Below are 10986 nucleotides of genomic sequence, written 5' to 3' on the forward strand. Positions count from 1 at the left end.
GCCGGAAAAAAGGACTTCCGGCCGGCGAGGCCATGGGCTATTTTCGCCGGCGGGAGCGACCCATGCAAGGAGGGTCCCATGACGACTTGGTTCAAGAGGATGCTGTTTGTCGCCGCAGTCATGGCGAGTTGCCGGCCGACCGGGGGAGCCACGTACATCGTCACCAACTCGGCGAACAGCGGGAACGGCACGCTGCGCGCCGCGATCAGCAATGCCAACATCATCGCGGGATTCGACCGGATCCTTTTCAACTTGCCGGCCGGGTCGCGGACGATTCCGGTCAGCACGGAACTTCCGGCCGTCACCGAACGCGTTTGGATCACGGGCACCAACCACCTGGGCGCCGGCGCGGAGCCGCTGGTCATCCTGCACGCGGCGTCCGCCGTGGTGACCAACGGCCTGCGGCTCGGCGCGATCGGCTGCACGGTCACGGCGATCCGTGTCCACGGGTTCGAGTCCGGCATCATGGTCACCTCGCCCTCCTGTGTGATCCAATACAGCTATTTCATGAGCAACAGCGAGGCGGGGGTGTACGTAAAGGCCGGCGGCACCCGAATCGTCGGCAATTACTTCGCCACGAACGACGTCGGTATTTACCTCGAGTTAGGCACGACCAACTCGGTGCTGGCCAATTACGTCGGCATCCACCCCCTGACCGGCCTGGCCAACGGAAACTGGCACGGGATGTTCATCGCCTCGGACAAGAACTACATCGGCAGCCCGGACCCCGCCGACCGCAACATCATCTCGGGGAACCGGATGCGCGGCATCGAGATCTCGTGGGTCAGCAGCAGCAACTCGATCCGGGGGAACTTCATCGGCACGGACGCGGCCGGGACCGGCGCGGTGGCCAACGGGTACGGGATCCTGGTGGACGGCAACGACAATTCCATCGGGGGAACGAAGGGCGGCTCGGGCAACCTGATCTCCGGCAACCGGCATTACGGGATCGGGATGAACGGCATCGCGCAGCCCATCGAACGGAACCGGATCGAGGGTAACTACATCGGCACGGACATCACGGGGAGCAACGCCATCCCCAACGACACGGGCATCTACATGGAAGAGCAGCGCTGCCGGTCCAACACGATCGGGGGCACCCTGACCGCGGCGCGCAACATCATCTCCGGGAACACGAACGTCGGCGTGAATCTCTACTACGCGCCGTGCAACGAGATCAAGGGCAACTATATCGGCACGGACGCCTCGGGGCGATATGCGCTCGGGAATGGGAGCCATGGGATTCATATCGAGCACGCCTGGGACACGGCGGTGGGCGGCACCAATTCCGGCGCGGGCAATGTCATCTCCGGCAACGGCCGGCACGGCATTTTCCTCTTCGGCGTCCTGGCGGACGACACTGTGATCCAGCGGAATCACATCGGCACGACGGCCCTGGGCGGCCTGGCGGTCTCCAACGGTTGGTCGGGCATCATGGTGTCCGGCGCCCCGCGGGTCACCATCGGCGGGATCGGCGCCGGCAACGTGATTTCGGGGAACGGGGACAACGGGCTGTCCATCCACGGCGAGACCGCCCATGACGTCGTCGTGCAGGGCAACTGGATCGGCACGACGGCTTCCGGGCAAGGCGCGCTGGGCAATAAGTACGAAGGCGTCTACGTGGACGGCGCGCCCTCGAACCGGATCGGCGGAGTCTCCGCGGCGATGGGCAACGTGATCAGCGGCAACGGCGGCAACGGGATCAGCATCACGGGCGCGGAGGCGGTCAGCAACACGGTCCAGAGCAATCTCATCGGGACGGACGAGGACGGGGAGGACGCGCTGCCCAACGCGTTCTCCGGTTTGTACATGAACAACGTCCGGCGCGGCCTGGTCGGCGGGGACCTCCTGGTCGGCGGCGGGAACCTGATCTCCGGGAACGGCGATTACGGCATCCGCATGATCACCGTCTCGGACTGCGTGTTCCTCGGCAACCGGATCGGCGGGCACGTCGTCGGCGCGGGCTTCGGCGGCAACCAGGACGACGGGCTCCTGATGACCGGGTCGTCCACGAACAACACGATCGGGGGCGACGCCTGGACCAAGGTCAACATCATCGCGCACAACGGCGGCGACGGGATCGCGCTGGGCAACAACACCAACATCGCCGGCATCCGGATCGACTACAACTGGATCTTCGAGAACGGGGGCCTGGGCATTGATCTCGGCGGCGACGGCCCGACGCCGAACGACGGCGGGCCGGTGTACGGGGACGGCGATGACGGGCCCAACGGGCTCCAGAACTATCCGACCCTCACGAACGTCTTCGTGGACGGGGCCAACTTGCGCATCCAGGGCCTGCTCCGCAGCGCGGTGACGGCACAATACAAGATCAACTTCTACGCCAACACGCAGTTCGACCCCTCGGGCTATGGCGAAGGCGAGATCAGCCTGGGCAGCACCAACGTCGCGACCATGCCCCTGGACACGGCCCATTTCGACGCCACCGTGCCGGCGCCCGACCCCGTGCCCGACTACTACACCGCGACGGCGACGCACATCGCCTCGGGCGACACCTCGGAATTCTCGCATTTCGCGATGCTGGACAGCGACCATGACGGCATGCCGGACGGCTGGGAATCCCGCTTCTTCGGCAGCGCCACGGGCGGCGACCCGGCCGGCCACGGGGACGACGACGGCATCCCGAACCTCGACGAATTCAACGCCGACACGGACCCGACGGACGGGGAGAGCTTCCTGCGGATCTCGAAAATGGGCCTGGTGGACTTCCCGGCTGTTCGAGTCGTGTTCGCGGCCCATTCCTCTTCGTCCTACCGCCAGTACCGGATGGAGCACGCCTACCCGGCCGGCCTCGGCACCAACGGCTGGACACCCGGCGCTTCGGCCTACGAGCCGGGCACGGGAGGAATCGCGACGAATGCGGACCTGATGCTCCCCGCGGATACCGCCGCTGTGTTCCGTGTTCGCGGCCGGCTGCCCTGATGGAGCCGCCGCGCGGCAGGCCGGGGGCGGCCCGCCTCCATCTTGCCTTTTTCGAAGGCGCGGGTTTATGATGACGCCTACTTAGGAGGTATTCCAATGAACGCTCGCCGGCTCGCGTCGGGTGTGGTTCTCGCGCTGGTCTCTTCGCTGTGCTCCGCCCAGGTCCCCTCGATGATGAACTACCAGGGACGCCTGGTCCAGGGCACCAATCTCTACAACGGCGCCGTCGGCCTGTCGCTCCAGCTCTGGAGCGCGGCGACAGGCGGCTCGATGCTGGGCGAAGACTCGAACACGGCGACCGCCGTGGACGGATTGTACGCCACGGTCCTCGGCGACGACATGCCGGCCGATTCGCTCTCGCGAATCTTGAACGACAACACGAACGTCTACATCGGCGTGCTGGTGAACGGAGTGGCCCTCGGCCCGCGCGAGCGGCTGGCTTCGGCGGCCTACGCGGTGATCCCGGGTCTCAAGGGCGTCGGGAACGTCCAGGCCGGCGCGCGCTCCGCGGTCGGCGGCGGCGAGACGAACGCCGCGTGGGGCGCCGTGTCGGTGATCGGCGGCGGCCGCGCGAACCTGATCGGGACCAACGCGTGGGAAGCAGTCATCGGCGGCGGCGGCCGGAACACGATCGAGCAGGATACCATCTACGCCGTGATCGCGGGCGGCGCGAGAAACCGCATCGCCTTCCAGGCCTACGGCGCGGTGATCGGCGGCGGGGTGGCCAATTTCCTGGACACCCTGTGCGGCTACTCCGTCATCGGCGGCGGCTGGTCCAACCAGGTCCTTAATTATGCCGACTTTGCCGCGATCCCGGGCGGGCGCGACAACGAGGCCGCCGACAACTACGCCTTGGCCGCCGGCCGCCGCGCGAAGGCCCGCCACGAGGGCGCTTTCGTCTGGGCGGACAGCACGGACTCGGACTTCGCCTCGACCGCCGACAACCAGTTTCTCATCCGCGCCTCCGGCGGCGTGGGCATCGGGACGAACGTGACGCCGGCGATGTTGACCGTCGCGGGGGACATTCTGGCCGCCTCGCTGGCGGGCGACGGGTCGGCGCTGACGGCCTTGAACGGGCAGAACATCCAGGCGGGGACGATCTCCAACGCGGCCCTCGGCGTGGGCAGCGTGCGCGGCACCAATATCGCGGCGTCCAGCATCGGCCCGGACAAGCTGTCGCGCAAGTACTGGGAGACCGCCGGAAACAATAACGTCACCGCCGGCGTGCATTTCGTCGGCACGACCACGACCAATCCCCTCGAGTTCCGGGTCTCCAACGCGCGGGTGATGCGCTTCGAGAACGCGAACGTGGACAGCGATCCGAACGTCATCGGCGGCCACGCGTACAACCTCGTGACGCCGGGCCGGGTCGGGGCGGTCATCGCGGGCGGCGGCGGATTCCTGGACCACAACGAGGTCCGGGACAACTACGGAGCCATCGGCGGCGGCGCGGGCAACGTGGCCGGTGACAACACGAGCAAGGAATACGCCACCGTCGCCGGCGGCAAGGACAACACGGCGGCGGGCGGCTACTCGACGGTGCCGGGCGGAAGCGACAACCGGGCCTCCGGCTGGTATTCGCTGGCGGCCGGCCGCCGGGCCCAGGCCGTCCACGACGGCGCGTTCGTCTGGGCGGATTCGACGGACGCGGACTTCAGCTCCACGCACGCCGACCAGTTCATCGTCCGCGCCGCCGGCGGCGTCGGGCTGAACGAGGACGACCCCCGGCAGCAGTTGAGCGTCGGCGGCTACCTCGACCTCTATTCCGGGGCCAGCAATGCGCCGGCGCAGGCCTCGATCCGCGCCTCGTCGCTGGGGCACCTGTTCCTCAACGCGCGTTCGGACGGCAGCACGTTCATCAACTACGACGGCGGCAACAGCCTGATCATCAATCCCAAGGGCGGCCGGGTCGGCATCGGCACCAGCAATCCCACTCGCACGCTGACCGTGATCGGCGACGGATCCTTCACGGGGGCGGTGTACGCGGAATCGTTCATCGGCGACGGCTCCGGGCTGACCTCCCTGGACGGCGGGAACATCATGGCGATGACGGTGACCACCGACCAACTGGCCGAGGCGTACTGGCGGCTGGACGGCAACGCGAACGCCGTGGCGGGCGCGAGTTTCCTGGGCACCACGGCGCCCGCCACGCCGCTGGAACTGCGGGCGAGCAACACGCGGGTCCTGCTGCTGGACGGCACGGGCTACAAGGTCATCGGGGGCAGCCAGTACAACTCCGCCACCGGCAGCGCGACCGGCGCGAGCATCGGTGGCGGCGGGGATTTCACGCTCCCCAACCGGGTCTCGGATCTATACGGCACGGTCGGCGGCGGGTTGGGGAACCAGGCGGGCAATGGCAACACGTCCGCCACGGATGCCCCCGAATCGACCGTGGGCGGCGGGCGGAACAACGCCGCCGCCGGGCCGGGCTCGGTGATCGGGGGCGGGCGGAACAACACGGCCTCCGGCACGAACAGCGCGATCGCGGGCGGCAACCTGAACACGGCGGCCGGCGCGGTCTCCTTCGTCGGCGGGGGCACGAACAACTCGGCCGCCGGCGCGTACGCCGCGCTGGGCGGCGGGCGGAACAATACCATCGGCAACGAGGGGGATCTTTCCGTGATCGGCGGCGGGGCCAGCAACTACACCGATTCCGCGGCCTCCGTGATCGGCGGCGGAACCGGCAACTCGGCGCTGCAATATTCCGTCGTGGCCGGCGGGCAGGACAACCGGGCCGCGGGCTCGGGAGGCGTCGTCGGCGGCGGCCTGGCGAACGTCGCCTCGAACAGTTACAGCGCGGTCGGGGGCGGCCTGTCCAACATGGTGGAGCAGGCGTACGGCGTCATCGCCGGCGGCCGGGGCAACCGGGTCGAACTCGACCACGCCTTCATCGGCGGCGGGCTCCGGAACCGCATCGGCGAGGGCCAGTACGGCGTCATCGCCGGCGGGATCAGCAACGTCGTGGACGGCCGGGAGGCGTTCATCGGCGGCGGAAGGGACAACCACGTGAACTCGTGGTCCGCGATCGGCGGCGGAGAGAACAACTACATCGGCACCCTCCATGGCGTGATCGGGGGCGGGGAAAACAACAGGATACCCTATGACGCGCTCCACGGGACCGTCGGGGGCGGCATCGCCAACATGGCCTCCAACGACTTCAGCACGGGGGCGGCGGCCAGTCCAACATGGCCTCGGGCGTGGGCTCCGTCATCGCCGGCGGCCGGGCGAACCGTACGCTGGACCAGGAGAACACCATCGCCGGCGGCTGGGCGAACATCACGACGGGCGACTTCAGCTCGGTCGGCGGCGGGCTCTACAACTACGCCCTCGGCCAGGCCTCCACCGTGCCGGGCGGGCAGGAAAACGAGGCGCGCGGCGACCACAGCTTCGCCGCGGGCTTCCGCGCCAAGGCAACCAACGATGGCGCCTTCGTCTGGGCGGACAGCCAGAATATTGACCTGGATTCCCTGGTGGACGATTCCGTCACGTTCCGCTGCCTGGGCGGTGTGCGGTTCCTGACCGGCGCGGGCGGCGCGAACCAGATGGTGTCCTGGACCCCGGGCGCGGGCGCGTGGCTCTTCACCAGCGACCGCGAAACCAAGGAGGGCTGGGCCCCCGTGGACAAGCGGGCCCTGCTGGAGAGGCTGGCCGACCTGCCGATCACGGAATGGAACTACAAGGGCTACCCGCAGCGGCACGTCGGGCCGACCGCGCAGGATTTCCACGCGGCCTTCCCCTTCAGCAACAGCGACACGATGCTCAACGGGCTGGACCTCGACGGCGTCTCGCTCGCGGCCATCCAGGGCCTCTACGAAGTGGTCAAAGAGGAGAACGCCCGGCTGCGCGGCGAGAACGAGGAATTGCGGGGCCGCCTGTCGGCCATCGAGCGGAAGTTGGGCCTCGCGCGGCAGTGAAATTCGCGGGCTTCGCAAACGAAGCCCCTACGGCGCAAAACGAACTCCAACCAGTTTCGCAACCCCTTATCGTTATGGTTTTACTAATCCGATTGGATGCGGAATTTAATCCTGTTCCACGGCTCTGAAACCAGCCTTATTCCACATGTATCCATTTCGTTTCACTAAAAAGAGGTTTCAGCTTTGGCACAAGAAATCTCTTCCGTTCAGCTTTTCTATGGCAATCATTTCATCAAATCATTCAGGGCGCGCCCTTGGCGGGAACTGCTTCATTCTCGGTAATCGCTTGTTCCGCCTTTGGCGCGCCCTTCCTTCACAATCTCAATCCTTTTCAAAACTCATTCGGCAATCCAACGCCAGCGACGAGACGACCTGGGGCCGCGCCCCGCGGTCACAGGTTAGCCAGAACGCCATTGTTCGACGAATTATCTTTCTCCTATTCTTCGAACAGTCCAGGTCTCAAGAGTTGCTCTCCCCTCATCACATGGAGGATGAGCACCTTCTTTTCCTCGACTCTGTAGAAGATGCGACAAGGTGGGATGACCAACTGCCTGTATGGCATGCCCGGCAATTCGGGTGGGATAGAGCCCATGCGAGGGAATTTCTTTAGGCCATCAACCTGGGCAAAGACTTTCTCAACAAAAACACTGGCTGCATTGGGCTTGTCCAATGCAATGAAATCGGCAATAGCGTCAAGATCCTGAAGAGCTGGTTGGGTCCAAATCAGTTCAACCATCTTTTCATCCGCTTTCTTGCCTGTTCCTGGCTGCAAGTGCGACCTTCTTGAATCGCCTTTTCCCCGCGAGCGATGCCTTCCAAGATGCGCATTCTGTCTCGAATTAGTTCAAACGTCTGAACATCAACAAGGTACGCAGCCGGTCGACCATGCTCGGTGATCAGGATGGGATCCTTGTCTTCGTCCAGATCAGATAGGATACGTGTTGCTTGCCTTTTCAGTGTTGTGACGAGTTCAGTTTTCATGAGTGATACTATAGTGTCACATTGCTTTGCGGTCAACCATCTTTTTTAACTCGTCGAACGCCAGCGACGAGACGACTGTTTTCGCGCCCCGCGAAAACAGTTAGTCTCCGTCGCCTTGATCGGTGAATTCTTTGCCTGTTTCATCACCACATCATTCGAAACATGATAATACATACAATGAGTATCGGCAATGTGAATGCCATTTGAATCTTGCGCTGGGGAAAGATACTAATAAGCTCTCGATCTCCGAGTGTTCTTGCCTTCATTGTCATCATAATGCCAAGTTTAGCAATCCCATTGAGGCAAAGGAATATGATCATCGGTATGATAAAGGACAGATCTATTCTGATATTCATCTCCGAGGGCATTAACGCCTCATATAGTCCGTATAATATTAATCCAATTATTGGGAAATAAAGAGTCCATGTTCTCCAGCCTTTTGAAAGTCGAAAGGGGATGATTGAAAGGGCAAAGACGACTAGTAGCCCCAAAGCACTGATACTTTGAATTGTATCTCTCATTCCTTACACCGAACGTCAGCCATGTGCCGACCTTTTATGCGGCCACAGATCCAAATAGAGCCACTAGTCGCCTCCGCGTAAAAGGTTAGGCACAATGGCATTGTTGGACCAAAACACTGCGTCGTCTTTCACGAGTCGAACCTCTGCCCCCCGGTTCTAACACCTGGGCTTGGCCCCCGCTCCGCGCCATCCTTCAATCTTCCATTATTTCCAAAATCATTCAATCGTTCGAATGAGTCCAACGCCAGCCATGTGCCGACCTTTTCCGCGTTCACGGATTTCAATACTGCCAAATTGCCCCGCCGCGGAAAAGGTTAGGCACGATGGCCATGTTGGATGCAGAATCTTATCCTGTTCCACGGCGTTATCTCAGTCCTTCGGCGCAAATTTATCCATTTCATTTCAACAGAAAGAGGCTGCAGCTATGGCACAAGAAATCTCTTCCTTTCAGCTTTTCTATGGCAATCATTTCATTAAATCATTCAGGGCGCGCCCTTGGCGGGAACAGCTCCTTTTCGGTCTTCGCTTGTTCCGCCTTTGGCGCGCCCTTCCTTCACGATTTCAATCCATTCCACAAATCATTCGACCATCCAACGCCAGGCGTTTGACGACCTGTTTTCGCGCCCCACGAAAACAGGTTAGTCAGAACGCCATTGTTCGGCAATTATTTATTCCTCGTTAGTTTTCTGGAGCAAATGTGTTTTTTAAGAATGAAAGCAATCCCCATGCTATCACAGCAAGCCCAGGCAGGATTAAAACGATCCAACTTCGGATGACTAATGCAATCCAGATCATCCAAGTGAACCATGCCAAGAGCAATAGCCCACATGATATTTTCAGGATGCTATTCTGTGCGAATATCCATCCTAGAAGCAGAATAATCGCAATTATAACAGGTCCTGTAGGGCCAGATATCATATTATGATATTATTCAACTCAATCACCAGTCCCCATTCCTCTGCTCGATATTTCTTGTATAAACAGATCGAGTCCAATGATTCCAAGCCCTATGAGTAACAACGCAGCGAAAAGGAACATGGCAAGTTCTATCCAGTAGATCAACATATTCCTCGGCCGCTCGATCCTTATGAACTGAAATGGCCCCTCCCGGGTTGTGACGCATTTGATCGCGTGAACTAACCCTGCGAATCCACCCATCAGCGCTGCGATGTGCCATCCAATCGGGAGCTTCCACATGTTGATGTCTATGTTCATCTTCTTGTCTTGTTGCCGAACGCTAGCGACGAGACGACTGTTTTCGCGCCGCGCGAAAACAGTTAGTCTCCGTCGCCTTGTTCGCCGCTTTCCTTCTTTTTATCATCACAATCAAACATCAGAGCTTCTAATCCGCGCCCGACTCGAGAAAACTGCATTTGGCGCGCTTTTAAATAATCAGGCGCTCGCCGTTTTACCAAGTCATAGACAAGTCTTGTGTGTTCTGTACTTTTTCCGACGAGAATGCATGGCTTTCCTTCTTCAGTGGTGTACTGCAGAACTTGATTACAAGCGTTCATTTGGCAGGAAACGGAGAGAAGATTGCCATGTTCGTCGTAATATTCAATATCAGCAAAGTGTCCACACATGATGATGAACTGATCATCTCTAAAATCTATTTATCGGCACGATTCCCATAGCCGTCTGATTTCATCTTTGTCTGTGATCTGAAACGATGGATATTCATCGATGCGAACAATCGCGAGAGCAACATCTGACTTGTCATGCTCTTTGAATGCGTTCCCTTTTCTTAGATCTTCATTTTGATGCACAAGCGACATGCAGGATATTTGCACGATAAGAAGAAGCACTGGAAGAAGTCTTTTCATCTTATGGCGAACGCTAGCCATGTGCCGACCTTTTCCGCGTTCACTGATTTCATTACTGCCAAATTGCCCCGCCGCGGAAAAGGTTAGGCACGATGGCCATGTTGGATGCAGAATTTTATCCTGTTCCACAGCTTTGAAACCAGCCTCATTCCACATGTATCCATTTGGTTTCAACAGGAAGAGGCTTCAGCTTTGGCACAAGAACTCTCTTCCGTTCAGCTTTTCTATGGCAATCATTTCATTAAATCATTCAGGGCGCGCCCTTGGCGGGAAAAGCTCTTTTTCGGTCTTCGCTTGTTCCGCCTTTGGCGCGCCCTTCCTTCACAGTTTCAATCCATTCCACAAATCATCCGACAATCCAACGCAGAGGTTGAGCTTGTCGGGGACCCGCCGCGGGTCACCGATAAGCTCCAACCTTCTTGTTGGACATTCCGGAATTGTTTTCTCTCCCATGGGGTTTATAACGCGCCGGGAGGGCGCAAGCAAGACCCAGATGTGAAAATGAGGGACGTGTGAATTGCCGGAAATTGGGGCAAGATCTTGCCATGGCAATGCGAGGGGGTAAGCCGATCTGTTTTGCAGCACAAATCGCAAGTAATGGGGCAGACCCATCGAATGAGCCCTTTTAAAAGTGCCTGTAAATCTGTTGTTTTCATGCCACCAACCGCTCCGGGGGAGCCCGCGCGCGGAAGGTCAGCCGGCGGACGATGAGGAGCGCGCCGCAGCGGGGGCATCTCAAGCCAGGGGCGGTGGCCGCCGCGGCCGCCGCCTCTGGCTCCATGTGCCCATCGTCGGCCGGCTGAC

Annotated in this window: 9 protein-coding genes; 5 read left to right on the forward strand and 4 right to left on the reverse strand. The window is 60.8% G+C overall.

The window, feature by feature from the left end:
- Positions 1-78 precede the first annotated feature (78 nt).
- The 3 genes from KA248_04535 (at position 79) to KA248_04545 (ending at position 6857) form a co-directional block, all read left to right on the forward strand.
- On the forward strand, positions 79-2943 hold the full coding sequence (locus KA248_04535) for a right-handed parallel beta-helix repeat-containing protein (GenBank protein MBP7829165.1): 2865 nt from the start codon (positions 79-81) through the stop codon (positions 2941-2943).
- Between the two features lie 96 nt (positions 2944-3039).
- Positions 3040-6462 (forward strand): hypothetical protein, encoded by a 3423-nt coding sequence (locus KA248_04540; GenBank protein ID MBP7829166.1) that lies wholly within the window; start codon positions 3040-3042, stop codon positions 6460-6462.
- Positions 6414-6857 carry a tail fiber domain-containing protein gene (locus KA248_04545; GenBank protein ID MBP7829167.1) on the forward strand — a complete coding sequence of 148 codons (444 nt, stop codon included), beginning with the start codon at positions 6414-6416 and terminating at the stop codon, positions 6855-6857. Before KA248_04540 ends, KA248_04545 begins: the two co-directional genes overlap by 49 nt.
- A gap of 436 nt (positions 6858-7293) precedes the next feature.
- Here KA248_04545 and KA248_04550 read toward each other — a convergent pair whose 3' ends face one another.
- Together KA248_04550 and KA248_04555 are read right to left on the reverse strand one after the other, a co-directional pair.
- On the reverse strand, positions 7294-7593 hold the full coding sequence (locus tag KA248_04550; protein ID MBP7829168.1) for a type II toxin-antitoxin system RelE/ParE family toxin: 300 nt from the start codon (positions 7591-7593) through the stop codon (positions 7294-7296).
- Positions 7581-7838, reverse strand: coding sequence for a type II toxin-antitoxin system Phd/YefM family antitoxin (locus tag KA248_04555; protein MBP7829169.1), 258 nt, complete (start codon positions 7836-7838; stop codon positions 7581-7583). The genes KA248_04550 and KA248_04555 overlap by 13 nt, the downstream gene beginning before the upstream one ends.
- Before the next feature lie 844 nt (positions 7839-8682).
- Between KA248_04555 and KA248_04560 the strand changes: the two genes are divergently transcribed.
- The gene (locus tag KA248_04560; GenBank protein MBP7829170.1) at positions 8683-8967 is read left to right on the forward strand and encodes a hypothetical protein; all 285 of its coding nucleotides are present in this window, start codon (positions 8683-8685) and stop codon (positions 8965-8967) included.
- A gap of 328 nt (positions 8968-9295) precedes the next feature.
- Here the strand turns inward: KA248_04560 and KA248_04565 are convergent, their stop codons facing one another.
- Together KA248_04565 and KA248_04570 are read right to left on the reverse strand one after the other, a co-directional pair.
- Entirely contained in the window at positions 9296-9574 is a 279-nt protein-coding gene (locus KA248_04565) for a hypothetical protein (GenBank protein ID MBP7829171.1), read from the reverse strand.
- Between the two features lie 62 nt (positions 9575-9636).
- Entirely contained in the window at positions 9637-9942 is a 306-nt protein-coding gene (locus KA248_04570; GenBank protein MBP7829172.1) for a hypothetical protein, read from the reverse strand.
- Positions 9943-10287: 345 nt separating this feature from the next.
- Between KA248_04570 and KA248_04575 the strand changes: the two genes are divergently transcribed.
- Positions 10288-10698: a hypothetical protein gene (locus KA248_04575; GenBank protein ID MBP7829173.1), complete on the forward strand. Its 411-nt coding sequence runs from the start codon at positions 10288-10290 to the stop codon at positions 10696-10698.
- Positions 10699-10986: the final 288 nt, after the last annotated feature.

This window comes from Kiritimatiellia bacterium, from assembly GCA_018001225.1.
Lineage (GTDB): Bacteria > Verrucomicrobiota > Kiritimatiellia > CAIQIC01 > JAGNIJ01 > JAGNIJ01.